The organism is Amycolatopsis sp. A1MSW2902 (genome assembly GCF_017312175.1).
Classification (GTDB): Bacteria; Actinomycetota; Actinomycetes; order Mycobacteriales; family Pseudonocardiaceae; genus Amycolatopsis; species Amycolatopsis nivea.
In genome coordinates, this window is the sequence record NZ_QJPO01000001.1 from 7,301,755 (window position 1) to 7,326,682 (window position 24,928).

Consider the following 24,928-nt stretch of genomic DNA (forward strand, 5'->3'; position numbering starts at 1 on the left):
TTGCCTGACCCGGCTCTCAATGACAGCATGCTGTCATGTCCGACAAGCTAGCGATACGACAGCATGCTGTCAAGAAGGCCTGCGACGCCTACAACGACCTGATGGACGAGGTCATCCGGCTCTCCGACGTCCTGGAAGCAGTCGGCAACGGCATCGCCCGCCCGACGGGGTTGAGCGTCGCGCGGTACCAGGTGCTGGCCGCGGTCGAAGCGGAAGCCGCCCCGGTCGTAACCATCGCCTCGCAGCTGGGCCACACGAGGCAAAGCGTCCAACGAGTCGCCGACCTGCTTGTCGACGACGGCCTCGCCGGCTATCGCCCGAACCCCGCGCACCAACGCGCCAAACTGCTCGAAGCGACTCCGGCCGGACGCACGGCTTTGCACCGAATGCAAGCAGCGTACGAAGATCTGGCTCTCCGCACGACCGACGGCTTGGACCTGGAACGCCTCGAACTGGCCCGGCAGACGCTCATCGAGCTGCGCCATCGTCTGCGGTCCGAACTGACCTAAGCTGGCGTCGCCGGATGCCACGCCAAGGAGAAACCCTCGATGCGCAAGCGAAAAACGCTGCCGAAGAACTTCGGCGAACTGCTGTCCTCCGCATCGCTCGCAGAACTCCAGGCAGTGTTCCGGCGCACCGAGTTGGCCGCGCGCGGCGGCTACGGCAAGGAGACTGCGATTGGCTTTCTCGAGTGTCCCGACGAACTCATCGTCTGGCTAGTCGAGCAAGGCCTCGACGTGGACGCCGCCAACCAGTACGCCGAGACTCCACTGTGGACACGAGCCGCGAGAGGCGCGGCTGCGCAAATCCCGCTGCTGCTTTCGCTCGGCGCGGACATCGAACGGTCACGCGCGCACAGCGGTACTCCATTGCACGGTGCGGCCGGCAGGCAAAGACCGGAGACCGTACGAGTCCTGATCGAGCACGGCGCGAATGTGCACGCGACGATCGACGGCAAACCAGGCCGCACCCCGCTCCTGCACGGCTTGCAGCTCACCGAGAACATCGGGATCGCCGGGATGGCCGAAACTGCCGCGCTGCTCCTCGAAGCCGGCGCTCCCATACCGGACGAGGCGCGAGAGCTGGTCCGCCGGATCGGGGCCAAATTCGAGTTCCACCGCCCGAATTTCAGCCACGATCTCCTCGACGCGACCGACGCCGGACTGCACGAGTTGTACCGGTTGTTCGACGTCGAACCGGTCCCGCCGCGGCTGATCCACGACGGAACCTCCCCGATCGCGGTGCCCGACGGACCCTGGCAGAAGCAGCATGACCATCTGTGGGAGCTGCTCGTACCGCCTTCCGGCGCGGCGAAAACCGTGCAGGGAGAAGCGATCCGTCTCTCCGGCAAAGTTGCGCACGAGATCCTCGACAACGGCAGCATCAACTGGGACCGCTCGTTCCGCGCGATGGCCGACGCGCTCCCTGCCTGCTTCGCGTCGGGCACCCCGCTGCCCGAACTTCAGGAAGCGCAGACCCTCGCCAAGCGCATCCGCTCCGGCAACGGAGCCGACGACGAACTGGCCCGGCTGTCCGAACTCGCCGTCGCGTGGGTCCGGCTCAACCCGACCCCGTTGCCGATGACCACGCCGGACTACCACCGTTAACCGGACAGCACCGCGCCCAACTGGTTGGCCAGCCATCGTTCAAAGGCCGCCGATGTCCATCCGCAGCGTCGGACGAGCCGGTCGTACACCTCGGGCGCGGTGAGCGTCCAGACCGCGTCGACCGCCTCGTCGAATCTCTGCGGCGGCAGGTGCCCGCGTTCCGCGAGACCGCGCAGGCTATTCGTGTTGCCCTTTCTGCGTTCGGAGTCGATGGTCGCCACGAAGGCCTCGAGCACCTTGTCGCCGCCGGGACCGTGTTCGACCAGCACCCCGAGCAGCGGCCCGACCCGATCGGAGATGGCGCGCACCCAAGCGGCATACGCGGCCGCGTAGGACGGCACGTCGGTCGCGTCGGCCACCCGGCGGAATTCGGGACGTTCGCTCATCGGCGTCTGATCCTCGTCGCCGGCGAGCATCACGTCATAGACCGCCTTGATGACCTCGGCCTTGCCACCGACGGAGTTGTACACCGTCTGGGGGCTGACGCCCGCCGCCTCGGCGAGGCCACTGATCGTCATGCCCGCGTAGCCACCACCGCCGAGGAGCAGCCCGCGCGCCGTCCGCACGATGTGCGCGCGGGTGGCCTGGGCCTTCTCCTCGCGCTGCGGGGCACTGTATTGCCTTGCCACAGCCCTCCCAATCCGCTAGATTCTGATTCCACTGGATTTGGGTTCCAGTCAAGTTCGAAGAGGAGCTTAGCCGTGACCAACCCCGCACGCACCGCCGCCCTTGCCGTGTTCGACGCGATCAACACCGGAGAGCTTTCCGTCCTGGACGACCTGGTCACCCCGGACTTCGTCGACCACGGGTCCCCGTTCCCGCTGCCGCCCGGACCCGCGGGCTACCGGCAGATCCTCACCTTCGTGCACCACGTGCTGAACATCAGATACGCGATCGACGACATCTTCGACACTGACGACCGCGTCGTCGTCCGCGCGACCGCCACCGGAACCGGAGTGGACGCGGTGCACGGCGCGGGCGCCGCAGGCAAGCCGTACCAGATGACCACGGTGCACATTTACCGCACCGAAGGCACTTTGCTCGCCGAACACTGGGGCGTCCGGGACGAACTCGGCGCCCGCATCCAGCTCGGCACGCTGCCCGCGCCCGACTTCGCTCCGCAAGACGCCTGAATCAGGCTGGCTCTTTCGCGGACAGCCCGAGCGAAAGGCTGCGCACCATCCGATACCGCCGGAACCCGCCGCCGCGCACGCCCGGGAATTCCTGCACCTTCTGCCATTCGTCGGACACCCCGACCGTCCCCCGGCCGGACCGCGCCAACGCGTCGCGATGCGACTGTTCGTCGGTCCACTCCGCGTAGTTGAGCACTCGCGTCCCGTCGGTGCTGACATGGAAGTGCCCGGACAGCCCGCCCGGCGCGGGTTTCTCCTCACTGGCCAACGCGCCGAACACGGTGTCCACCCAACGCCGCTGGCGCTGCGCGTCCGCACCGTCGAACTCAACGCTCACCACGACAATGCACCCCGGAACGGTCGCGTTGTCCCGATTTCCGCTGCGATACAACCGATATTCGACCGGATCACTCGCGGAAACCCGTTGCACCAGACCGGGATCAGCTGCTCCCTCGGCCCACTGGGTATAGACCAGCGTCCCGTCGCCCTCAGTACTGGCCAAGGTATTGAACGAAATCAGCCCGGCCGGCCACGGTTCTTTCTCCAGCCGGGCAAGCACCTCCGCCGCCTCGACGGTCGTTTCGGCAACCAGCACAGCGTCGACGTCCGTGCGCACAAAGTCAGGGCGCGCAACGCGATTGACAGTCATGAGTGTCCTTCCAAGATCGATGACGACTCTTGAAGGATCGAACTTCAAGGGAAGTTAAAGTCAAGACATCAACCCGGAAGCGCACAAATCCCCGCCCGGCTTCGGCCGAACGGGGAGTGCGGGTGGACCTGAGGGGAATCGAACCCCTGACCCCCGCCTTGCAAAGGCGGTGCTCTACCAATTGAGCTACAGGCCCGGTGCGGACCGGGGTCCGCTAAGTACTACGTCAGTTGCGCGACGCGTCCGCGGCCTTGGCCGGCGCGCTGCCGTTCGCCGACGGGGCGGCAGGCGTGGTGGCTTCCCGCCACAGGTCAGCCTCGGCCTTGGCCGCCTTGTTGCGCTTGACGACGAACAGGACGCCGCCCGCGACGACCGCGAGTGCCAACAGCTTCTTCACCTGAAGCCCCCTTCTGAGTGCTTGCGCTACCCCACGATGCTACCGGACCCGCCGCGCGTCCCGTCCAGCGGTTCCGTCTCGCTCGTTCCACGTGGAACACCGGGGAATATCCGGAGTGAGCGGTCCGTTGAAACAGACGGTCCCAGCGGCCACGCACAACTCAGCCCTGCCGGTCCTTCTCTTCCCGGCAGGGCTGACTCGTCTCCGCGAGCCGCGCGCGGGTGCCGGCGAGGCCTGATTCGACCAGGTCAGGCCGGTCGTTCTCCAGCCCGTACGTCACCTCGTACCACGGTCCCAGCCGGTTCCACGCCCCAGCGCGCCGACGCAGTTCCGGCGTGACCTCGTACTCCGCGGAGAACCCCGCGACGCACTCCGCCGAGGTCCCGTGCAGCAGCCACGCCAGGTCCCGCGCGGGGTCGCCGACAGACACGTCGGTCCAGTCGATCACCCCGCTCACCCGGCCGTCCCGCTTCAGCACATGCTCCGGTCCCAGGTCGGCATGGATGACCGTGTTTGCTGGATAACCCCGGACTTCCGCCAGCAGCGCCCACCCGCGATCAGCGAGCGGACCGAGCAACGGCGGGACCGCGTCCAGCGCCAGTACTTCCGTCGCGGCACCGAGTTCACGCGCCTTGGCGACGTCCGCGCTGTGCAACGCGCGGAGGAACCGGCCGAGCGCGCGGCCGTCGTCAGCGGTCAGTTCGCCCGGCTCGCCCGGCACCAGTTCATGCCGGATCACCAACGGGTTTTCCTGCCACACCAACGGAATCGGCACCGCCAACGGCAACTGCGGAGCCAGCCAGGGCAGCACCCGCGTCTCGCGCAGCAGCCACGCGCGCACCTCGTCCCGTTTGGGCCGTCGCTCGACCCACCGTCCGTCGACGAGCGTCGCGACGCTGTCCCAGCCCTCGCCCAGTTCCTCGCCGCTCACCGCGGAAGCCCCGCCGCGAACGCGATCCCCGAAACCTGATCAAGGCCAAGGGAAAGCGTGTCGAGCAGGTCCGCGATCCGTTGCTGCTGCGCGACAGTCGGCCGAACATACATCGGCAGCTCCAGCCGATCCCGGAACGCTCCGGACTCCAGGTCGACGATCACCGCCTCCCAACCGCCGAGACTGCGGTGCAGCCACCATCCCCGACGCTGAATCACGACATCCGCGGAATCCTTCAGCACACCCAAATCCGCCAACGACCACAGCTGCGGACTACCGCTCAGCACGTCTCCCGCCAGCCGGGCCACCCGGGAGTCCTCCCCGGTCATCTCCCGCAGCAGCCAAGGCACGTCCGCTGCGACAACTTTGCCGCGCAGCAACGACAACCCGGTTTTCTTCAACGCCAAATCCGCGTTCTGCGCGAGCTCGACAACCTCCGCCCGGTCGAACTCAGCCCCGGTTTCCGCGAGCTCGGCGTACGCACGAGCCCGCACCACCGGCTTGGCAGCAGAACGCGCGACCGCGGCATAAACCTCGCCCGCATCCCGGCCCATTTCCTGCCAGCGCAACCGCGCCCACAACCGCACCAGCACCGACCGGTCGAGCAGAAGTTGTTCCACCGCAACGGGATCGAGCTGCGCCGCGGTCAGCTTCACCAACCCCAGCACCCGGCTTTCCGCGGACCGGCCGCGAAGCAACGTCTCGGCGATAACCTCCGGCGTCGCCGTCTCGGCAATCACCTGGATCAACTTCCGACGAACGACCTGGTCCCGTTCCCGAGGCAGCAACCGGACCGCGTCCACCGAGCCGAGCAATCCAGTCTCGAAACTGTGCCGGAACGCGCTCCGCCGTACGTCGACGTCCGCAGAAATTCGCAAGCACGCCCACACCGACGCCTCGCCATGCGCGTCGACCAGCGCCCGCAGATAGCGCGCCTGCACCTGCGAACCCCGACCGCGCTGCGAAATCCGCTGCACCACCGGCACGATCCGCTCCGCTTGCGCCAACGTCGTACGCCGCAGCACCTCTTCTTCGGCCAGCTCGCGGACCACCTCGACGTGATCGGCAACCCGAATCGCCAACGCTCGATCGCTCAACGCACCAGCCAACCCGCACAACACGCGTACGGCCTGCTCCCGAAGACGACCGTCGGGATGCATCGAAGCCAGCGCCGCGACAACCGGTGAGGCGTTCTTCAGCTGCCAACTGCGCGCCCGTCCCAGCAGCGGCACCGGATAACGAGCCTGGCGGGCGTAGTGGTCGATCCGCAGCAGCTCGCGCGCAGTCGCCGACGCGAGCCATGCCTCGGTTTCGGCCAGACCAGACTGATCACGGCCGAGGCTCAGCTGCGCACGGATCTGCGCGGGAGTCTGCATGCCGCTGATTCTGGCGAGAACCCAGCCGGGCAGTCATCCGAAATACCAGAAAGGCCGGTCCGCGACTGCGAACCGGCCTTCCGGAAATGTGGGCCCAGGAGGACTTGAACCTCCGACCTCTTCGTTATCAGCGAAGCGCTCTAACCGCCTGAGCTATGGGCCCGTCGAACGAGGAGAACTCTACCGGACTCCCCATCCGCCCTTGCAACCGGGTTACTCTCGCTCCGAGAGCGTGACCTCCAGGCCGCCCGCCAGGTCCGCCGACACGTTGTAGATGAACGCGCTCACCGTCGCCAGCGCGGACACCAGCACGATGTTGATCGCCCCGAGGATGGCCGCGATGCCGAACACGCGACCGGCGCTGATCAGCGGTTCCGCGGAGGCGTTCGCGCCCTCGCCGCCGACCAGGGACGAGTACGTGCCGTTCAGCTTGTCCCACACGCCCATGCCGTCGAGCACCGTGTAGAGCACGCCGACCGCGACCAGCCAGACGAAGAACATCGCGACGCCGAGCACCAGTGCCAGCTTCAGCACCGACCACGGGTCGAACCGCTTGATCTGCAGGCTCGCCCGCCGCGGGCCCCGGCCGGGGCGGCGCAGCGCGCTCGGCGTCGGCCGGGTGCGGCCCGCGGCCGGCACGTCGGCCGCCGGTGGTGGCGCCTCGCCTCCGAAGAGCCGGGGCGCCGCCGAGCCGGTCACCGGGTAGTCGTTCTCGGGCGCGGCCGGTTCGGGAGCCGCGGTGGGCACGTCCTCGGTCGCGATCCGCGCCGTGGCCATGGCCTCGGAGTCGCCGCCGCCGTCCTTGGCGGTGCGCTGCCAGGGCGGGTTGGCCGACGCGTCGTCGGCCTTGTCGGATGGTGCCACGTTGAGTCAGTCCTTACCCGTGCGTGGGGCGCCGATCACTGCTCCGGCGCCGTGCCGTCTTCTGCTGTGGGCTCCTCCGGCGTAGCCTCCGCCGCGTCCTCCGAAACCGTCTCGGAGGCCGAGTCTTCCGGAGTCCCCGAAATCTCGGGAGCTTCCTCGGCGGAGTCCTCGCCACCATTGGCGACGTCCGAACCCTCGTCCGCGTTGCGTGCGACCGCGAGAAGAGTGGTTCCGTCACCCAGGTTCATCAGCCGAACGCCCTTGGTCTGCCTGCCCGCCTTGCGCACGTCCCGCGCCGGCGTGCGGATGACCCCGCCGCTGGACGTGATGGCGAACAGCTCGTCGTCCTCGTCGACGATGAGTGCCCCCACCAGCCTGCCACGTTTGCTGTCGTGCTGAATGGTGAGCACGCCCTTGCCGCCGCGGCCCTGTACCGGATAGTCCTCGATCGGCGTCCGCTTCGCATACGCGCCGTCCGTGGCGACCAGCAGGAACTTGTCCGGTTTGACCACGCTGATGCCGAGCAGTTCGTCACCCTCGTTGAACCGCATGCCCAGCACGCCCGAGGTCGGCCGTCCCATCGGGCGCAGCGCCTCGTCGGTGGCGTGGAAGCGGATCGACTGGCCGCCCGCGGACACCAGCAGCAGGTCGTCCTCGGCCGCGGCCAGCACCGCACCCATCAGCTCGTCGCCCTCGCGCAGGTTGATCGCGATGAGCCCGCCCGCGCGGTTGGAGTCGAAGTCGGTGAGCTTCGTCTTCTTCACCAGGCCGCGCTGCGTGGCGAGCACCAGGTACGGCGCGACCTCGTAGTTCGGGATCTCGATGACCTGGGCGATCTGCTCGTCCGGCTGGAACGCGAGCAGGTTCGCCACGTGCTGGCCGCGCGCGTTGCGGTTGGCCTCGGGCAGGTCGTAGGCCTTCGCCCGGTACACCCGGCCCTTGTTCGTGAAGAACAGGATCCAGTCGTGCGTGGAGCACACGAAGAAGTGCTGGACGATGTCGTCCTGCTTCAGCGTCGCGCCCTGCACGCCCTTGCCGCCGCGCTTCTGCGACCGGTACAGATCGGTTTTCGTCCGCTTGGCGTAGCCCGTGCGGGTGATGGTGACGACGACGTCTTCCTGCGCGATCAGATCCTCGACCGACACGTCGCCGTCGAACGGGATGATCTGCGTGCGCCGGTCGTCGCCGTACTTGTCGACGATCTCCATCAGCTCGTCGCGGATGATCGACCGCTGCCGCTCCGGCTTCGCGAGGATGTCCTTGAGGTCGGCGATCTCCAGCTCGATCTCGGCCAGGGTGTCGATGATCCGCTGCCGCTCCAGCGCGGCCAGCCTGCGCAGCTGCATGTCCAGGATCGCGGTCGCCTGGATCTCGTCGATCTCGAGCAGCGACATCAGGCCCGGCCGGGCCTCGTCGGCCGAGGGCGACCGCCGGATCAGGGCGATCACCTCGTCCAGCATGTCGAGCGCCTTGACCAGACCGCGCAGGATGTGGGCCCGTTCCTCGGCCTTGCGCAGCCGGTACCGGGTCCGCCGCACGATCACGTCGACCTGGTGCTTCACGTAGTGCCGGATGATCTGGTCGAGCCGCAGCGTGCGCGGCACGTCGTCGACCAGCGCCAGCATGTTCACGCCGAAGTTCTGCTGCAGCTGGGTGTGCTTGAACAGGTTGTTCAGCACGACCTTCGCCACCGCGTCGCGCTTGATCGTGATGACGATCCGCATGCCGGAACGGCTGTTGGACTCGTCCGCGATGTCCGCGATGCCGGTGATCTTGCCGTCGCGCACCAGGTGGGCGATGTTCTCCACCAGGTTGTCCGGGTTGACCTGGTAGGGCAGCTCGGACACGACCAGGATGGTGCGGCCCTTCGCGTCCTCCTCGACCTCGACGACCGCGCGCATCCGGATCGAACCGCGACCGGTGCGGTAGGCGTCCTCGATGCCGGAGGTGCCGAGGATCATCGCCTTGGTCGGGAAGTCCGGGCCCTTGATCCGCACGAGCAGCGCGGCCAGCAGTTCGTCGTCGGTCGCTTCCGGGTTCTCCAGCGCCCACACGACGCCTTCGGACACCTCGCGCAGGTTGTGCGGCGGGATGTTCGTCGCCATCCCGACCGCGATCCCGGAACCGCCGTTGACCAGCAGGTTCGGGAACCGCGACGGCAAAACGTCGGGCTCCTGGGTGCGCCCGTCGTAGTTGTCGCGGAAATCGACGGTGTCCTCTTCGATGTCCGCGAGCATCTGCATCGCGAGCGGCGCGAGCCGGGACTCGGTGTACCGCATCGCGGCCGCGGGGTCGTTGCCCGACGAGCCGAAGTTGCCCTGGCCGTCGATCAAGGGGTAGCGCAGCGACCACGGCTGGGCGAGGCGCACGAGCGCGTCGTAGATCGCCGAGTCGCCGTGCGGGTGGTAGTTGCCCATGACGTCGCCGACGACGCGGGAGCACTTGTTGTACCCGCGGTCCGGGCGGAACCCGGAGTCGAACATCGAGTACAGGATCCGGCGCGCCACCGGCTTGAGGCCGTCGCGCACGTCCGGCAGCGCCCGCGACACGATGACGCTCATCGCGTAGTCGATGTAGGAGCGCTGCATCTCCTGCTGGATGTCGACCGGCTCGATCCGGTCGTGTTCCGGCGGCAAGGTTTCCGTCATGGGGTCCTTCTTGTGAGCAGTCCTGGGAAGCGGGTGAGAAGGGGACGCCTACACGTCCAGGAAGCGCACGTCCTTGGCGTTGCGCGTGATGAACGAACGGCGGGCTTCCACGTCCTCGCCCATCAGCACGGAGAACAGTTCGTCGGCCTGTGCGGCGTCGTCGAGGGTGACCTGCCCGAGCAGCCGGTTCGCCGGGTCCATCGTGGTCTCCCACAGCTCCTCGGCGTTCATCTCGCCGAGACCCTTGTACCGCTGGATCGCGTCGTCCTTCGGAAGACGGCGGCCCGCCTCGACGCCGGCCTGGATGACCGCGTCGCGTTCCTTGTCCGAGTACGCGTACTCCGGCTCCGACCGCGGCCACTTGATCTTGTACAGCGGCGGCCGCGACAGGAACACGTGGCCGTGCTCGATCAGCGGCGTCATGAACCGGAACAGCAGGGTGAGCAGCAGCGTGGTGATGTGCTGGCCGTCGACGTCGGCGTCGGCCATCAGCACGATCTTGTGGTACCGCAGCTTCGAGATGTCGAAATCGTCGTGGATGCCGGTGCCGAGCGCGGTGATCAGCGACTGGACCTCGGTGTTCTTGAGGACGCGGTCGATGCGGGCCTTCTCGACGTTGATGATCTTGCCCCGGATCGGCAGGATCGCCTGGTACATCGAGTCGCGGCCTTCCTTGGCCGAACCGCCGGCCGAGTCGCCCTCCACGATGTAGAGCTCGCACTCGCCGGGGTCGTTCGAACGGCAGTCCTTGAGCTTGCCGGGAAGACCGCCGATCTCCAGCGCGCCCTTGCGCCGCACCAGGTCGCGCGCCTTGCGGGCGGCGAGCCGGGCCTGCGCCGACGAGATCGACTTGTTGATGATCGTCTTGGCTTCGCTCGGGTTGCGCTCGAACCAGTCGCCGAGCCATTCGTTCGACTGCTGCTGCACGAACGTCTTGGCCTCGCTGTTGCCCAGCTTGGTCTTGGTCTGGCCCTCGAACTGCGGTTCGGACAGCTTGATCGACACGATCGCGGCGAGACCCTCGCGCACGTCGTCGCCGGTCAGGTTCGCGTCCTTCTCCTTGAGCAGCTTCTTGTCGCGCGCGTACGCGTTGACCACGCGGGTGAGCGCGGCGCGGAAGCCCTCTTCGTGCGTGCCGCCCTCGTGCGTGTTGATCGTGTTGGCGAAGGTGTACACCGACGGCGTGAACCCGGTGTTCCACTGCATCGCGACCTCGACCTCGAGGCCGGCGCCCTTGGCGTCGAAGGAGATGACGCTCTCGTGGATCGGGTCCTTGCTGCCGTTGATGTGCTTGACGAAGTCCTCGAGCCCGCCCGGGTAGCAGTAGACGACTTCCTTGACCCTGGCCTGCTTGCCCGCGGCGTCCTCTTCGGTCTCCTCGTCGGCGACGCGCTCGTCGCGCAGCGACAGGGTGAGGCCCTTGTTGAGGAACGCCATCTCCTGCAGGCGGCGCGAGATGGTCTCGAAGTTGTAGGTGGTGGTCTCGAAGATGCTGCCGTCTGCCCAGAAGGTGATGGTGGTGCCGGTGTCGCTGGCCGGGCCGAGGTCCTCGAGCGGACCGGGGACCTGGTTGGTGTACTCCTGGCGCCAGCTGCGCCCGTTCACCTTGATCTCGGCGAGCAGCTTCGTCGACAGCGCGTTCACCACGGAGACGCCGACGCCGTGCAGACCGCCGGACACCGCGTAGGAGTCGCTGTCGAACTTGCCGCCCGCGTGCAGGATGGTCAGCACGACCTCGAGGGTCGGCTTCTTCTCCTTGGGGTGCATGTCGACCGGGATGCCGCGGCCGTCGTCGACGACGCGCACCCCGCCGTCCGCGAGCAGGGTAACCTCGACCTTGGTGGCGTACCCCGCCATCGCCTCGTCCACGGAGTTGTCCACCACCTCCTGGACCAGGTGGTGGAGGCCGCGCTCACCGGTGGAACCGATGTACATGCCGGGGCGCTTGCGAACTGCTTCGAGGCCTTCGAGCACGGTGATGGACGACGCGTTGTACTCGCTCTTGTTCTCGGTCACCGGCGTTGTTTCTCCTCGTCTCGCCCGAGCGGACGCCCGCTACTACAACAGTGTACTTGCCCGCACGCGCTCACATGCGGCTAGGACACCCCTCAGCCGGTCGCAGAGGGACGAAATCACCCTCAGTTGAGTCATCTCGTATCCGAAGCTGCGCGGCCCGGTCCTCGGGGAACTCATCCGCCGGAGCGCAACCCCCGTCAGCCGTACGTGTCACGCGGCCCGCGACCAGGCACGTGCCGGGGCCCTTTCCGCCAGCTCGGAGCGGTCGGACCCTGGATCCGCATCCGCTTGACCACGCCGTTCCCGACGCCCGCGGCGATCTTCGCCAGCAATTTGCCCTGCAGCAACCGCAACTGCGTCGCCCACGCGGTGGAACTCGCGCGAACGGTCAGCTCGCCGTCTTTCAGCGCGACCGGCTGGGCGTGTTCGGCGACGTCCTCGCCCACGAGCCGAGCCCACTGCCCGAACACGCGCGCGTTCGTCATCGTGTCCTGCCAGCCGCTGTCGGAGATCAGCCGCGAGACGAGCCTGCCGAGCGGCTGCGGGTCGCGCGGATCCGCGCCGGGACCGGACCAGCGCCGCCGCGCCCGGTTCTGCCCGCCGCCCCCGTTGATCCGGCCGCGCCGGAGGTTCGGCGGGGCTCCGCGTTCGCGGGCTTTCGCCTTCGCCGCTTCGAGCGCGGCGTGCGCGAGGTCGCGGCCGCTCGGTTTGTCCCCAGCGGCCGTCTCGTTCGGCCCAGTGGAACTGTCACGCTCAGTCGCGCCACGCGCGGGATTTCCGGAAGTGTCGCCCGCTGCCGGGGTGTCAAGACCGCCATCCGGCCGGTTCGTCACTCGCGGCGATAACGCGGCTCCGGGTTTATCCACACTGTCCACAGGTTTGTCCCCAGATCGGTGGGCAACCCGCGTGACCCCGGTCACCCCGCGTGGTCGTCGTGGCTGTTCAGGCACGGTTCACCTCCCCGTCGGCCACCGTGAACCTCGCACCGGCGAGTTCCTCGGGCACGTCCTCGGCCACCGCCGCGGTGATGAGCACCTGCTCGGCGCTCGCGGAGACCTCGGCCAGCCGCGCCCGGCGCTTGCGGTCGAGTTCGGCAAACACATCGTCCAGCAACAAGACCGGTTCGCCCGCTTCGGCGCGCAGAAGTTCGTAACTTCCGAGCCGCAACGCGAGCGCGAACGACCACGACTCGCCGTGGCTCGCGTACCCCTTCGCCGGCGCTTCGCCGAGAATCAGCTCCAGTTCGTCCCGATGCGGGCCGACCAGGCTGATCCCCCGCTCCAGCTCCTGCCGACGCGTGTCCGCCAGCGCCTTCAGCAACAACTCGCGCAGTACCTCTGCCTCGGCACGCTCTCCGCCAGGCACTCCGTACGACGGCGGAAGCGCTTCGCCGAGCGAAGACTTGTACGCGATCTTCGCCGGGCGAGAGTCGGGCGCGACCCCCATATAGGCGTCGGCCGTGTACGGCGCGAGGTCAGCGATGAGGTTCAACCGTGCCGCCAGCAGCTGCGCGCCAGCCACCGAGAGATGGTCGTCCCACACGTCGAGCGTCGACAGCGCGTACGGGTCTTCGCGACCAGTACGGCGTTTGCCCGCAGTCTTGAGAAGCGCGTTGCGCTGCTTAAGCACCTTCTCGTAGTCCGCGCGCACGCCTGCGTACCGAGGCGCGCGAAGCACGAGCAGTTCGTCCATGAACCGACGGCGTTCGCTCGGATCGCCGCGCACCAGCGAGAGGTCCTCCGGAGAGAACAGCACCGTACGCAGAATGCCGAGCACGTCGCGCGGCTTGCCGACCGCGCCGCGGTTCACCCGCGCACGGTTGGCGCGGCCGGGCGTGATCTCGAGTTCGACCGTCAGCTCGCGGTCTTCGTTGACGACCGCGACCCGGACGAGCGCGCGCTCACAGCCGTGCCGGACGAGCGGGGCGTCCGTGGCGACCCGGTGCGAACCGAGGGTCGCCACGTAGCCGATCGCTTCGAGCAGGTTCGTCTTCCCCCGGCCGTTCTGGCCGACGAGCACGACCGGCCCCGGTTCGAGGGCGAGGTCGGCCAGCGGCCAGGACCGGAAGTCGGTGACCTGGAGATGTCGCAGATACACGGGCGGGGACCGCGGGAGCTAGCTCCCGGCCTTCTTCACAGCGTGGCCGCCGAACTGGTTGCGCAGCGCGGCGACGGCACGCATCGCGGCGGAGTCCTTCTGCCGGGAGGAGAACCGGGCGAACAGCGCGGCCGACAGCACCGGGGCGGGCACCGCGTTGTTGACCGCTTCCTCCAGCGTCCAGCGGCCTTCGCCGGAGTCCTCGACGTAGCCTTCGAGGTCGTCCAGCTCCGGGTCCTCGTCCAGCGCGCGCACCAGCAGGTCGAGCAGCCAGGAGCGGACCACGGTGCCGCGCTGCCAGCCCTTGATCACGGCGGGCACGTCGTCGACGGTCTTCGCGGCTTCGAGCAGCTCGAAGCCCTCGGCGTAGGCCTGCATGATGCCGTACTCGATGCCGTTGTGGATCATCTTCGCGTAGTGCCCGGCGCCGACCGAGCCGGCGTGCGAGAAGCCTTCCTCGCGCGGGCCCTCCGGACGCAGCGCGTCGAAGATCGGCATCGCGCGCTGGACGTCCGACGCCGCGCCGCCGACCATCAGGCCGTAGCCGTTGTCCTTGCCCCACACGCCGCCGGAGACGCCGCAGTCGAGGTAGCCGACGCCGTGCGCGGCGAGCAGATCAGCGTTCAGCTTGTCGTCGGTGAACTTCGAGTTCCCGCCGTCGATCACCAGGTCGCCCTCGGACAGCAGCTGCCCGAGTTCGGTCACGGTCTGCCGGGTCGGCTCGCCAGCCGGAACCATGATCCACACGATCCGCGGACCGGACAGCTTGGACACCAGGTCTTCGAGCGACGTCGAGTCGCTGACGTCCTGGTTGCGGTCGTAGCCGACCACCTCGTGCCCGGCGGCACGCAGCCGCTCGCGCATGTTGAAGCCCATCTTGCCCAGGCCGACGAGACCCAGCTGAACCATGAGATCCCCTTTGGATTGGATCGGTTTTCCTCGGTTGGACGCGCGCGGCTCAGCCCGGCAGCCGGACCGGCATGAGCAGGTAGAGATACCCGGGGACGACGTTGCCCTCGGCGTCGGCTGGCTTGATCAGCGCCGGGCGGTTGGGCGTGGTGAACGTCAGCTCGGCCCGGTCGCTGTGCAGCGCGCCGAGCCCGTCGACGAGGTAGCCGGGGTTGAACGCGATGGTGACCGGCTCGCCCTCGTAGTCGACCTGGAGTTCTTCCTCGGCGCTGCCCTCGTCGTCGCCGCCAGCGGACAGCCGCAGGGAGCCGTCGCCGAACTCGAGCCGCACCTGGGTGCCGCGCTCGGCGACCAGCGACACGCGCTTGATCGACTCGGTGAGCGCGCTGACCTCGATGACCGCGCGCGAGGTGTGGTTCGCGGGCAGCAGCTGACGGTAGGGCGGGAACTCGGCGTCGAGCAGCCGGGTGGTCGTGTAGCGGCCGGCCCCGGACAGGCCGAGCAGGCCGTCGCCGGAAGCGAGCGCGAGCTGCACGGTGGTGCCCGCGCCGCCGAGCGTCTTGGCCGCCTCGGCGAGCGTGCGCGCCGGGACGAGCACCGCGGCGTCGGACAGGCCCTCGGCGGGCTTCCAGGTGAACTCGCGCATGGCGAGCCGGAACCGGTCGGTGGCGACGAGGGTGAGCGTCTCGCCGGAGATCTCCAGCCGCATGCCGGTGAGCATGGGGAGGGTGTCGTCCTTGCCCGCCGCGGTGGCGACCTGGGTGACCGCCTGGCCGAAGACGTCGCCGGTGAGCTCGCCCGCGTGCGCGGGCTGGGACGGCAGCTGCGGGTAGTCCTCGACCGGCATGGTCGGGAGGCTGAACCGGGCGCTGCCGCACGTGATGGTGGCGCGGGCGCCGTCGACGGAGATCTCCACCGGCTGCGCGGGGAGCGCCTTGGTGATGTCGGCGAGGAGGCGGCCGGATACGAGCAGCCGTCCGCCGTCGGCGATGGTCGCGGGAACGCCGACCGTGGCCGAGACCTCGTAGTCGAAGCCGGAGACCGTGAGCGCGTCGGACTCCCCGTCCGCGCCCGCGTCGAGGAGAACACCGCCCAGCACCGGCACCGGAGGCCGGGAGGGGAGGCTTCTGGCCACCCACGCGACGGCGTCGGCGAGCCCGTCGCGCTCGACGCGGATCTTCATGCGCGCTTCCTTTCGACAGCCGAGCCCCTCGGCTCGTGAAGGGGTCGCCGGGCGCCAGTCGTGAGCACCGCGCGCGACCGGGTCCCCGCCGGTCCGGTCCGCCCCGCGCGGGAACGGACCAGCTGCAGACATCCACGTTAGGCCGTCGCCGGGGGTGCCGTCACCTCGGCCTCCCCTTCACTTTGTCGACAAGACGACACGAATCTCGGCTTGTCCCCAGTTTCGTCCTCCGCCTGTTTTTGTTCTGTTCTTTCTGAGAAGAGATGAAAAACCAGTAGCAGTAATAGGGGCTGTGGATTGTGTGGACAGCGCTCGTTCGCGCTGGTCGTGGCGTGCGTCGGCCTGTGGGCAGCCCTGGTGGCGGATCGGTGGATGGTTCGGGCGATCCGTGGATGGTTTCGAGCCGTCCCGGATTCATCCACAGTTGTCCCCAGTTATCCCCACGGTTGTCCCCAGGTTGGGACCGAGTTGTACCCAGGCTCTGGGGGCAGCCGAAGCGGCCGGGATCGCCCTGGTGAGTGACGACCCACAGTTGTGGATGACCTGTGGGCAACCTGGGGAATCCGCGTGGACAACCCTGGGGACAACCTGTGGATTCGGTGTGAACGGGATGTGGATCAAATCCGGGTCCCCGCAGGTCTGGGATTCGTTGGCACTGTGGGCAAACTGCGCACACCCTGGGGAAAACCCCTTGTGTATCAATGAGTTTGGGAAATTCTCTGTACACAGGCTGTGGACGTCTGTGGATGCGTACGCGTGCTTAGCTCCGCTGCTGATCCGTACGCACGCTTCGGCTGCGTACGCGCGAGAAGCCAGTCATGGCAGCAAAAAGGGCACCACGGGGGTCCGTGGTGCCCTTGAGGTCGAAACCAGACTGTCTACAAGCGAGTGTCCAAACGCGGCAGTCGGCTACTGCCGAGCGCGCTGCTTGATGCGCGAGGTGAGCTCCTGCACCTGGTCGTAAATCCGCCGGCGCTCGGCCATCTCCTTGCGGATCTTCTTGTCCGCGTGCATGACGGTCGTGTGGTCGCGGCCGCCGAACGTCTGGCCGATCTTCGGCAGCGACATCTCGGTCAGCTCGCGGCAGAGGTACATCGCGATCTGCCGCGCCGTGGCGAGCGCCTTCGTCTTGCCGGGCCCGCACAGCTCGTCGAGCGTCACGTCGAAGAACTCGGCGGTGACGCCCATGATGGTCGGCGCGGTGATCTCCGGCGTGTGCGAATCCGGGATCAGATCGCGCAGCACGATCTCGGCGAGCCCGACTTCCACCGGCTGCTGGTTCAGCGACGCGAACGCGGTGACGCGGATCAGCGCGCCCTCCAGTTCGCGGATGTTCGCCTCGACCCGCGACGCGATGAACTCCAGCACCTCGCCGGGCACCGCGAGCCGGTCCTGAGCCGCCTTCTTGCGCAGGATCGCGATCCGGGTCTCCAGCTCAGGCGGCTGGATGTCGGTGATCAGGCCCCATTCGAACCGCGTCCGCAGCCGGTCCTCCAGGGTTTCCAGCCGCTTGGGCGGTCGGTCGGAGCTGACGACGATCTGCTTGTTCTGGTTGTGCAGCGTGTTGAAGGTGTGGAAGAACTCCTCCTGGGTGCCTTCCTTGCCCTCCAGGAACTGGATGTCGTCCACCAGCAGGATGTCGACGTCGCGGTAGCGGCGCTGAAACGCGACCTTGCGGTCGTCGCGCAGCGAGTTGATGAAGTCGTTCGTGAACTCTTCGGTCGAGACGTAGCGCACGCGCATGCCGGGGAACAGCCGCTGGGCGTAGTGCCCGACCGCGTGCAGCAGGTGCGTCTTGCCGAGCCCGGACTCGCCCCAGATGAACAGCGGGTTGTACGCGCGGGCGGGCGCCTCGGCGACGGCGACCGCGGCGGCGTGCGCGAAGCGGTTGGACGCGCCGATGACGAAGGTGTCGAAGTTGTACTTCTCGTTCAGCTTCGTCTTCGACGTCTGCGGCTGCGCGGGAGCGGTGTAGGGCTGGCCCGCGATCGGCTGCCCGGCGAACCGGGGCCAGATCTCGTTCGCGGTCGCCAGCGCTTCGCCCTCTTCGTCGACTTCTTCGTCCGGGTCCTCGAGGTCGTCGAGGACGGGGTGCAGCGGCTGCTGAGGAGGCGGTGGCGGCGGCGGGTCGACCCGGGCCGGCGGAAGACCGGCCGCTTCGACCTGAGGCCGGCGCGGCGGCGGTTTCGGCTTCGGGCGCTCCGGGCGCACGTGGTCGGCCTGGCCGTTCTCCAGGTGCGGGCTCGCCTGCGGCACCGGCTCCGGCCGCGGGACATCGTTTTCCACCCGGGCGGGTGACGCCGCATAGCGGGGGGCGGGCGCGACCGGTTCGGTGCTGTCGACCTTCACCGCGAGCGACACTGGACGGCCAAGCCGCCGCGACAGTGCTTCGGTGATCGAGGTGCGCAGCGCGCGTTCGATGGCTTCCTTCGCGAAATCGCTCGGCGCGGCGAGCAGCGCGGTGCCGTCGAGGAGACCGATCGGGCGGGTCACCCGCATCCAGGCTCGTTGCTGCGGGGAGAGGGTGCCGTCGGACAGCTCCCGCACCACCTGCTCCCAGATGACGCCCAGATTGTGCTGGTGCTCCGACACCGGTCTGACTCCCCTCCCCTCGTCGGCGCGCACGCCTGCGACCCGCCCCGAGCACGTCCTGGAAGCTCGCCTCGAGCACGCGGTCCGGACTCACCCGCGCGACGGCACAGCGATATCCACAAAGTTGTCCACAGCTGTGCACTAATGTACGGCCGTCCGCAGCCACGCGACCTGCGGGCTCGGCGTACTCCCCGGGCGCCTCCACACCCCCCGGCGTCGGCGAGGCCGAATCAGTCCTGCCCGGAGGCCGAGAGAGGCACGCTAACAAGCCCTGCTCGATGCCACAAGACGTGGTGCTGCGCAAGCATTTCACGGTGTACGGCGTGTTGCCATTCGGTGCCGCGCCGTGCCGGAAGGCAGTCTCGCCGGTCGGTCGCCGAGGGCGCCGGAGGGGCGCCTGCAGCGTTCACGACCGGGGTGCGTACCCTCGTAAGGTCTCCCGTATGCGACGGGTGCGTTTCGCGTGCCTACGTATGTCGTCGCTCGTCGTGACGAGGCCACCCGGTGGTAGGAGACAGCACGAACTTCCGTGCGACCCGCACGACACGCCGGGCGCCGGGGAATCCGCCGTCGCCCGACGGCCGAGACACAGGAGAAGCAGTGAGCAAGGGCAAGCGCACCTTCCAGCCGAACAACCGTCGTCGCGCGAAGACCCACGGTTTCCGCCTGCGCATGCGGACCCGTGCGGGCCGCGCGATCCTCGCGGCGCGCCGTCGCAAGGGCCGCGCCGAGCTGTCCGCCTGATCCGGCTCAGCCGGACCGCGTCGTGCTGCCCGCTGGCGCACGTCTGCGGCGGAGCGAGGACTTCCGGGTCGTCCTCCGCCGGGGGTCCCGAGCCGGCAGGCGCCGCCTCGTCGTCCACGCGTTGACCACGGACCCGTCCGTGGCCGCTTCGTTCGCGGCCAGGGCGGGTTTTGTGGTGAGCAAGGCCGTCGGGAACTCGGTGGTGCGCCACCGGGTGACCCGGCGGTTGCGGCACCTGGTTTCCGCGCGTCTCGGAACACTGCCCGCGGGCAGCTCGTTGGTGGTACGGGCATTGCCTCCGGCCGCGTCCGCGTCGAGCGCTGAGCTCGCCGCGGATCTCGACGCCGCACTGCGCCGGCTCGGCCTCGCGCCGTCCGGCCGCCCGGCCGGGGCCGATGCTCCCCGGCAGCCGCGCCAGCAGGGCACGGCACCCGACCACGGATCAGCGGTGTAAACGGCTATGGACGCCACCTCCGAACACAGCACCACCGAAGTACCCGAGGACGAGTCGCCGCCCCGGCCTGGACCGGTCGCGTGGGTGCTGCTCCTCCCCGTGCGGTTCTACCGCAAGGCGATTTCGCCCTTTCTTCCTCCGGCCTGCCGGTTCTACCCGAGCTGCAGCGCGTACGCAGTCGAAGCACTGACCCGCCACGGCGCGGCCAAGGGCTCCTACCTCGCGCTGCGCCGGCTGCTTCGCTGCGGCCCGTGGACCCCGCCCGGCCGCGACCCGGTGCCCGAGAAGTTCTCGTGGCGGCACCGCACGCCTGAAACACCGATCGAGGAGTAGCTCAGTGCTCGATTTCATCTACTACCCCGTGTCCTTCATCTTGTGGTGTTGGCACAAGGTCTTCGGGTTCGTCTTCGGGGAAGCGACCGCGATCTCGTGGATCCTCGGCATCATCTTCCTGACGTTCACCGTCCGCGGCATCATGTTCAAGCCGTTCGTGAACCAGGTCCGGTCGATGAAGAAGATGCAAGACTTCGCGCCGGAAATGAAGAAGATCCAGAAGAAGTACGCGAACGACCGGCAGCGCCAGGCGCAGGAGATGCAGAAGCTCCAGCGCGAGCACGGCGTCAACCCGCTCGGCAGCTGCCTTCCGATGATCCTTCAGATCCCGGTCTTCATCGGCCTGAACCACGTGCTGCGCGCGTTCACCATGAAGCCCGCCGACGGCAGCCCGAAGACCGAGAACTACTTCTTCAACGCCCATGACGTGAACTCCTACGTCAGCGCGAAGCTCTTCGGCGTTAACCTGGGCGAGGCGGTCAACAACGGCGTCGGCGCCGTCGCCGGACACGTCGCGAACGGCGGGTGGCACTGGGAGGTCCTCCCGGTCGCGCTGCCGCTGATGATCATCGCCTCGATCGCCACGCACCTCACCGCGCGCCACTCGGTCTCCCGGCAGAACGCGTCGGCCGCGGGCACCGCGCAGACCGCGATCATGAACAAGCTCACCATGTACGTCTTCCCGCTCGGTGTGCTCGTCTTCGGTGCGTTCTTCCCGCTCGGCCTGCTCTTCTACTGGCTGGCGAACAACGGCTGGACGCTCATGCAGCAGCGCCTCGTCTACACGAAGATCGACAAGGAAGAGGAAGCCCGCAAGGCCGAGGCGGCCGAGAAGCGCGCGTCGCTCGGCCCGAAGCCGGGCCAGAAGCCGACCGCGCCGAAGGTCGGGCAGAAGCCGGTGCAGCAGAAGAAGAACCAGCAGCAGGGTCAGCAGGGCAAGGTGACCAAGGCGGGTTCGGCGCACGGCTTCGCGCAGACCTCGTCCTCCAGCGGCAAGTCCGGCGGTGTCGCTTCCTCGCAGAAGAAGGCAGCCGAGACGGCCGAGGCGGCGGAGAGCGCGCCGGAGCAGACGTCGACCCAGAACGGATCGAAGGAGAACGGCACCGGAGTGCCCGGGCTCCTCAAGGACTCGAACAGGAAGTCGGGCCGGAAGCGTCGCTGACGCTTCGGGTTCGGAGAGGAGACTGAAGATGTCGGAGACGGTCGACACGATCGACGCCGATCAGGAAGAGACGAGTGCGGCGGCCGAGCCGAAGGCGGGCGGTGACGACGCTCTCGTGCAAGAGGGCGACATCGCCGGCGACTATCTCGAGCGTCTGCTGGACCTGCTCGACTACGACGGCGACATCGACCTGGACGTCGAAGCCGGCCGCGCGATCGTCAGCATCGACGGCGGCGACGACCTCGAGAAGCTGGTCGGCCCCCGCGGCACGGTGCTCGAAGCGCTGCAGGAGCTGACCCGTCTCGCGGTGCAGCAGGAGACCGGCTCGCGCAGCCGGCTGATGCTGGACATCGCCGGCTGGCGCGCGGACCGCCGCGAGGAGCTCCGCGAACTCGGCCGGTCCACCGCGGAGTCGGTGCTGTCGAGCGGCGAGCGGGTTCGCCTGCAGCCGATGAGCCCGTTCGAGCGCAAGGTCGTCCACGACGCGGTCGCGACGGTCAAGGGCGTCACGAGCGAGAGCGAGGGCGAGGACCCGAAGCGGCGCGTGGTGATCTTCCCCGAGGACTGAGCCCTCGGAAGCACTGAGCGGAAGCGGCCCACCGGATTCACTCCGGTGGGCCGCTTCTTTTATGCCTGCCTTCTGACGCGGTCCCTCGGCACCGCGAGTACGACCGGCACCGTGCCTGTCGGACCCGCCGAGCAGCCCCTGGCCTCTAGGCGATGCCGCGTCGCGCGTCGTCCGTTGGCGGCACTCCTGTTCCCTGTCATGTTCTAGGCAGCGGTTAGGCAAGGACGACTGCCGTCACGTTCATCAGCCGCCGCCCGGCTCCCTCGCACGCGACGAGTGACGCCCGAGCCTGCAGTCGCCCGAGGATCGTCATCGCTCCGACTCGACGCCGCAGCGAATTACAAGCGTGGCGTTTCACGTGAAACTCGCCGCCTCCTCCTCCGGCCGATCGCGTTTCACGTGAAACGACCTGTGGATCGCTCGGCGACTCGAGTGGACTTGTCCACAGTTGCGGTCTGTCGGCTCGATTTGGCGTCGGCATCAGGGACAATCAATCGAGCGCGTTTCACGTGAAACGCGCGGAGCGAGGAGTGCGAGTAGTGAGCTTGGACGGCGCCACCGGGACGGTCCGGACCGCGGCGGTGGAGGTGTTCGGGGAGCGCGTCGAGCAAGCCGCCGGGTACGTGGAGCTGCTGGCGACTCATGGGGTCGAGCGAGGGTTGATCGGACCGCGTGAGGTCGACCGGCTGTGGGAGCGGCACGTGCTGAACTCCGCGGTGATCGGTGAGCAGATCCCGTCCGAGGCGCGCGTGGTCGACGTCGGGTCGGGCGCGGGGCTTCCGGGAGTACCGCTGGCGATCGCTCGACCGGACCTCGATATCGTGCTCTTGGAACCCATGGCTCGCCGGGTTGACTGGTTGGCCGAGGTCGCCGAGAAGCTGGAACTCCCGATCACCATCGTCCGTGGACGCGCCGAGGAGCGGTCCGTACGCGAGCAGCTGAGTGGCGCAGACGTCGTCACCGCCCGCGCGGTCGCCCCTCTTGCTCGGCTCGCGGGCTGGTGCCTTCCCCTGGTTCGTCCCGAAGGTCGACTGGTTGCCCTCAAAGGCGCCAGCGCCGCCGAAGAGATCTCCCGTGACCGCGACGCGGTGCGCAAGGCCGGTGGGGCCGAACCACAGGTCGCGGAATGCGGGAAGGCAGTACTCGAAGTCCCCAGCACGGTGGTCCTGATCCGTCGCCTGCCGCCGAAGCCGAACCGGCCACGCGGCAGACGGAGCTAGCGAACGACAACAGCCGCGCCGTTCCACGTGAAACATCGCGGTGTGAACGCCCCCGAATCGTCTACCAGGAGGAGGTGTCGAGACCGGTGAATCCCCCGCCGTCCGACTCCGCGGAGGCCAGCCAGGAGATGGGCTGGACGCCGATCGCTGAAGAAGCCGTTCGCGCCGCGAGCGTGCTCCACCCCAAGGAAGGGGTACTCCCCCGGCCGTCTCGTCGCCGGGTGCTCACCGTCGCCAACCAGAAGGGCGGGGTCGGCAAGACGACGAGCACCGTCAACCTGGCCGCGGCGCTCGCCGTGCACGGGCTGAAAACGTTGGTGATCGACCTCGACCCGCAGGGCAACGCCAGCACCGCGCTCGACATCGACCACCGCTCCGGGACGCCGTCGATCTACGAGGTGCTCATCGGCGAGGTCTCGATCGCCGAGGCCGCGCAGCAGAGCGAGCAGTCCCCCAACCTCTACTGCGTGCCCGCGACGATCGACCTCGCCGGTGCCGAGATCGAACTCGTCTCCATGGCGAACCGCGAGACGCGGCTCAAGGAGGCACTGTCGTCCGGCGCGCTCGACGAGATCGGCGTCGACTACGTCTTCATCGACTGCCCGCCGTCGCTCGGCCTCCTCACCGTCAACGCGATGGTGGCGGCGCAGGAAGTGCTCATCCCGATCCAGTGCGAGTACTACGCACTCGAAGGTCTCGGGCAGCTCCTCAGCAACATCGAACTCGTGCAGCAGCACCTCAACCGCGAACTCAGCGTGTCGACGATTCTGCTCACCATGTACGACGGTCGCACCAAACTGGCCGACCAGGTGACCAACGAGGTCCGGAACCACTTCGGCGAAACGGTGCTGAAGACCGTCATCCCGCGCAGCGTGAAGGTGTCCGAGGCGCCTGGCTACGGCCAGACCGTCCTCTCCTACGACCCCGGTTCACGTGGCGCCATGAGCTATCTCGACGCGGCGAAGGAGATCGCCGAGCGGGGTGTGAACGAGAGGAGCAGCACCGCATGACTGAGCGCAGAGGAGGGCTCGGCCGCGGACTGGCGGCCCTGATCCCGACCGGACCGGCGACGCCTCCTCCGGCCGCGACCGAGGCCAGCACGCCCGCGGAGAAAGCGGTACGCGAGGACAAGGGCTGGTTCGCGGCGAACGGTGCCGCGGGCCAGCCGAGTGGCGAGGTCGCCGGCGCGGTGTACCGCGAGATCCCGGTCAGCTCGGTCAAGCCGAACCCGAAGCAGCCGCGTCAGGTTTTCGACGAGGAAGCACTCGCCGAACTCGAGCATTCGATCCGCGAGTTCGGGCTCATGCAGCCGATCGTCGTCCGCGAACTCGGCGACGACGAGTACGAACTCGTCATGGGCGAGCGCCGCCTGCGCGCCTCGCAGCAGGCGGAGCTCGAGGCGATCCCGGCGATCGTGCGGCAGACCGCCGACGAGTCGATGCTGCGGGACGCGCTGCTGGAGAACATCCACCGCGTGCAGCTGAACCCGCTCGAAGAGGCGGCGGCCTATCAGCAGCTGCTCGACGAGTTCGCGGTGACGCACGAGGAGCTGGCCGGGCGCATCGGCCGCAGCCGTCCGGTCATCACGAACACCATCCGGTTGCTCAAGCTCCCCCTCCCCGTGCAGCGGCGGGTGGCCGCGGGCGTCCTGTCCGCCGGGCACGCGCGGGCGCTGCTGTCGTTGGAGGATCCGGAAAGCCAGGAGGAACTGGCGGCGCGGATCGTCGCGGAGGGCATGTCGGTGCGGGCCACCGAGGAAGCCGTCACGCTGAAGAAGAGCGAGAAGCCGGCGAAGCCGAAGGCCGCTCCCCGAAAGCAGATCCAGGCGCCCGGATTGCAGGAACTCGCGAACCGGCTGTCCGATCGGTTCGACACCCGGGTGAAGGTCGACCTCGGCCGGCGCAAGGGGCGCATCGTTCTCGAGTTCGGGTCGGTTGACGATCTTGAGCGGATCGTCGGGATCATCGACGCGAATTCCGGGGAAAAATCGGCGAATCAGAGCGACGAAACCGATTAGGGATCACCCAGGGGCGTTTCGTCACGGT

General features: G+C 68.2%; 24 protein-coding genes and 2 tRNA genes. 11 read left to right on the forward strand and 15 right to left on the reverse strand.

Annotation, left to right across the window (positions count from 1 at the left end):
* The first annotated feature begins 35 nt into the window (after positions 1 to 35).
* Both DMP23_RS34005 and DMP23_RS34010 read left to right on the forward strand, forming a co-directional pair.
* Positions 36 to 509, forward strand: coding sequence for a MarR family winged helix-turn-helix transcriptional regulator (locus DMP23_RS34005; RefSeq protein WP_337823525.1), 474 nt, complete (start codon positions 36 to 38; stop codon positions 507 to 509).
* Positions 510 to 548: 39 nt separating this feature from the next.
* Entirely contained in the window at positions 549 to 1,607 is a 1,059-nt protein-coding gene (locus tag DMP23_RS34010) for an ankyrin repeat domain-containing protein (protein ID WP_337823526.1), read from the forward strand.
* Here the strand turns inward: DMP23_RS34010 and DMP23_RS34015 are convergent.
* Entirely contained in the window at positions 1,604 to 2,236 is a 633-nt protein-coding gene (locus DMP23_RS34015; protein ID WP_337823527.1) for a TetR/AcrR family transcriptional regulator, read from the reverse strand. The two genes, DMP23_RS34010 and DMP23_RS34015, sit on opposite strands and share 4 nt — an antisense overlap.
* A gap of 72 nt (positions 2,237 to 2,308) precedes the next feature.
* Here DMP23_RS34015 and DMP23_RS34020 point away from each other — a divergent pair, with 72 nt between their 5' ends.
* Positions 2,309 to 2,740 carry an ester cyclase gene (locus DMP23_RS34020; RefSeq protein ID WP_037809158.1) on the forward strand — a complete coding sequence of 144 codons (432 nt, stop codon included), beginning with the start codon at positions 2,309 to 2,311 and terminating at the stop codon, positions 2,738 to 2,740.
* Between the two features lies 1 nt (position 2,741).
* On the opposite strand, the gene DMP23_RS34025 is transcribed toward DMP23_RS34020, so the two are convergent.
* From DMP23_RS34025 to dnaA, 14 genes are all read right to left on the reverse strand, one after another.
* The gene (locus tag DMP23_RS34025) at positions 2,742 to 3,389 is read right to left on the reverse strand and encodes a hypothetical protein (RefSeq protein WP_337823528.1); all 648 of its coding nucleotides are present in this window, start codon (positions 3,387 to 3,389) and stop codon (positions 2,742 to 2,744) included.
* A gap of 123 nt (positions 3,390 to 3,512) precedes the next feature.
* A tRNA-Ala gene (locus tag DMP23_RS34030) sits at positions 3,513 to 3,585 on the reverse strand.
* A gap of 30 nt (positions 3,586 to 3,615) precedes the next feature.
* Positions 3,616 to 3,786, reverse strand: coding sequence for a DLW-39 family protein (locus DMP23_RS34035; RefSeq protein ID WP_020663676.1), 171 nt, complete (start codon positions 3,784 to 3,786; stop codon positions 3,616 to 3,618).
* 160 nt (positions 3,787 to 3,946) lie between these two features.
* Complete coding sequence (locus DMP23_RS34040; RefSeq protein WP_337823529.1) at positions 3,947 to 4,717, reverse strand: phosphotransferase; 771 nt, start codon at positions 4,715 to 4,717, stop codon at positions 3,947 to 3,949.
* Positions 4,714 to 6,093, reverse strand: a complete 1,380-nt coding sequence (locus DMP23_RS34045; RefSeq protein WP_337823530.1) for a hypothetical protein — start codon at positions 6,091 to 6,093, stop codon at positions 4,714 to 4,716. The genes DMP23_RS34040 and DMP23_RS34045 overlap by 4 nt, the downstream gene beginning before the upstream one ends.
* Positions 6,094 to 6,182: 89 nt before the next feature.
* Positions 6,183 to 6,256, reverse strand: a tRNA-Ile gene (locus DMP23_RS34050).
* A gap of 50 nt (positions 6,257 to 6,306) precedes the next feature.
* On the reverse strand, positions 6,307 to 6,957 hold the full coding sequence (locus DMP23_RS34055) for a DUF3566 domain-containing protein (RefSeq protein WP_037809154.1): 651 nt from the start codon (positions 6,955 to 6,957) through the stop codon (positions 6,307 to 6,309).
* 35 nt (positions 6,958 to 6,992) lie between these two features.
* The gene (gene gyrA, locus DMP23_RS34060) at positions 6,993 to 9,605 is read right to left on the reverse strand and encodes a DNA gyrase subunit A (RefSeq protein WP_037809152.1); all 2,613 of its coding nucleotides are present in this window, start codon (positions 9,603 to 9,605) and stop codon (positions 6,993 to 6,995) included.
* A gap of 48 nt (positions 9,606 to 9,653) precedes the next feature.
* The gene (gyrB, locus tag DMP23_RS34065) at positions 9,654 to 11,621 is read right to left on the reverse strand and encodes a DNA topoisomerase (ATP-hydrolyzing) subunit B (RefSeq protein WP_037809150.1); all 1,968 of its coding nucleotides are present in this window, start codon (positions 11,619 to 11,621) and stop codon (positions 9,654 to 9,656) included.
* 197 nt (positions 11,622 to 11,818) lie between these two features.
* Positions 11,819 to 12,454 carry a DciA family protein gene (locus DMP23_RS34070; RefSeq protein ID WP_037809148.1) on the reverse strand — a complete coding sequence of 212 codons (636 nt, stop codon included), beginning with the start codon at positions 12,452 to 12,454 and terminating at the stop codon, positions 11,819 to 11,821.
* A 109-nt stretch (positions 12,455 to 12,563) separates the two neighbouring features.
* Entirely contained in the window at positions 12,564 to 13,718 is a 1,155-nt protein-coding gene (gene recF, locus DMP23_RS34075; RefSeq protein WP_037809147.1) for a DNA replication/repair protein RecF, read from the reverse strand.
* 18 nt (positions 13,719 to 13,736) lie between these two features.
* On the reverse strand, positions 13,737 to 14,627 hold the full coding sequence (gene gnd / locus DMP23_RS34080) for a phosphogluconate dehydrogenase (NAD(+)-dependent, decarboxylating) (RefSeq protein WP_134664677.1): 891 nt from the start codon (positions 14,625 to 14,627) through the stop codon (positions 13,737 to 13,739).
* 49 nt (positions 14,628 to 14,676) lie between these two features.
* Positions 14,677 to 15,810, reverse strand: a complete 1,134-nt coding sequence (gene dnaN, locus DMP23_RS34085) for a DNA polymerase III subunit beta (RefSeq protein ID WP_037809143.1) — start codon at positions 15,808 to 15,810, stop codon at positions 14,677 to 14,679.
* 909 nt (positions 15,811 to 16,719) lie between these two features.
* Positions 16,720 to 18,402, reverse strand: a complete 1,683-nt coding sequence (gene dnaA / locus DMP23_RS34090; RefSeq protein WP_037809141.1) for a chromosomal replication initiator protein DnaA — start codon at positions 18,400 to 18,402, stop codon at positions 16,720 to 16,722.
* Positions 18,403 to 19,002: 600 nt separating this feature from the next.
* Between dnaA and rpmH the strand changes: the two genes are divergently transcribed.
* The 8 genes from rpmH (at position 19,003) to DMP23_RS34130 (ending at position 24,900) form a co-directional block, all read left to right on the forward strand.
* Positions 19,003 to 19,146 (forward strand): 50S ribosomal protein L34, encoded by a 144-nt coding sequence (gene rpmH, locus DMP23_RS34095; protein WP_037363527.1) that lies wholly within the window; start codon positions 19,003 to 19,005, stop codon positions 19,144 to 19,146.
* Between the two features lie 22 nt (positions 19,147 to 19,168).
* Positions 19,169 to 19,600 carry a ribonuclease P protein component gene (gene rnpA, locus DMP23_RS34100; protein WP_037809139.1) on the forward strand — a complete coding sequence of 144 codons (432 nt, stop codon included), beginning with the start codon at positions 19,169 to 19,171 and terminating at the stop codon, positions 19,598 to 19,600.
* A gap of 6 nt (positions 19,601 to 19,606) precedes the next feature.
* Positions 19,607 to 19,933 (forward strand): membrane protein insertion efficiency factor YidD, encoded by a 327-nt coding sequence (gene yidD, locus DMP23_RS34105; protein WP_037809137.1) that lies wholly within the window; start codon positions 19,607 to 19,609, stop codon positions 19,931 to 19,933.
* 4 nt (positions 19,934 to 19,937) lie between these two features.
* Entirely contained in the window at positions 19,938 to 21,095 is a 1,158-nt protein-coding gene (gene yidC, locus DMP23_RS34110; RefSeq protein WP_134728049.1) for a membrane protein insertase YidC, read from the forward strand.
* A 28-nt stretch (positions 21,096 to 21,123) separates the two neighbouring features.
* Positions 21,124 to 21,663: a Jag family protein gene (locus DMP23_RS34115; protein ID WP_037809133.1), complete on the forward strand. Its 540-nt coding sequence runs from the start codon at positions 21,124 to 21,126 to the stop codon at positions 21,661 to 21,663.
* Between the two features lie 539 nt (positions 21,664 to 22,202).
* The gene (gene rsmG / locus DMP23_RS34120; RefSeq protein WP_037809131.1) at positions 22,203 to 22,883 is read left to right on the forward strand and encodes a 16S rRNA (guanine(527)-N(7))-methyltransferase RsmG; all 681 of its coding nucleotides are present in this window, start codon (positions 22,203 to 22,205) and stop codon (positions 22,881 to 22,883) included.
* Between the two features lie 86 nt (positions 22,884 to 22,969).
* On the forward strand, positions 22,970 to 23,893 hold the full coding sequence (locus tag DMP23_RS34125) for a ParA family protein (RefSeq protein WP_037809129.1): 924 nt from the start codon (positions 22,970 to 22,972) through the stop codon (positions 23,891 to 23,893).
* Positions 23,890 to 24,900: a ParB/RepB/Spo0J family partition protein gene (locus DMP23_RS34130; protein ID WP_037809127.1), complete on the forward strand. Its 1,011-nt coding sequence runs from the start codon at positions 23,890 to 23,892 to the stop codon at positions 24,898 to 24,900. The genes DMP23_RS34125 and DMP23_RS34130 overlap by 4 nt, the downstream gene beginning before the upstream one ends.
* Positions 24,901 to 24,928 lie beyond the last annotated feature (28 nt).

What these genes read in the sequence shown, in the direction of transcription:
- DMP23_RS34005 (WP_337823525.1), top strand. Translation starts at nt 36, where the DNA reads ATGTCCGACAAGCTAGCGATACGACAGCATGCTGTCAAGAAGGCCTGC.
- dnaN (WP_037809143.1), bottom strand. Translation starts at nt 15,810, where the DNA reads ATGAAGATCCGCGTCGAGCGCGACGGGCTCGCCGACGCCGTCGCGTGG.
- yidD (WP_037809137.1), top strand. Translation starts at nt 19,607, where the DNA reads ATGGACGCCACCTCCGAACACAGCACCACCGAAGTACCCGAGGACGAG.
- DMP23_RS34025 (WP_337823528.1), bottom strand. Translation starts at nt 3,389, where the DNA reads ATGACTGTCAATCGCGTTGCGCGCCCTGACTTTGTGCGCACGGACGTC.
- DMP23_RS34115 (WP_037809133.1), top strand. Translation starts at nt 21,124, where the DNA reads ATGTCGGAGACGGTCGACACGATCGACGCCGATCAGGAAGAGACGAGT.
- gyrA (WP_037809152.1), bottom strand. Translation starts at nt 9,605, where the DNA reads ATGACGGAAACCTTGCCGCCGGAACACGACCGGATCGAGCCGGTCGAC.
- DMP23_RS34010 (WP_337823526.1), top strand. Translation starts at nt 549, where the DNA reads ATGCGCAAGCGAAAAACGCTGCCGAAGAACTTCGGCGAACTGCTGTCC.
- DMP23_RS34130 (WP_037809127.1), top strand. Translation starts at nt 23,890, where the DNA reads ATGACTGAGCGCAGAGGAGGGCTCGGCCGCGGACTGGCGGCCCTGATC.
- gnd (WP_134664677.1), bottom strand. Translation starts at nt 14,627, where the DNA reads ATGGTTCAGCTGGGTCTCGTCGGCCTGGGCAAGATGGGCTTCAACATG.
- DMP23_RS34045 (WP_337823530.1), bottom strand. Translation starts at nt 6,093, where the DNA reads ATGCAGACTCCCGCGCAGATCCGTGCGCAGCTGAGCCTCGGCCGTGAT.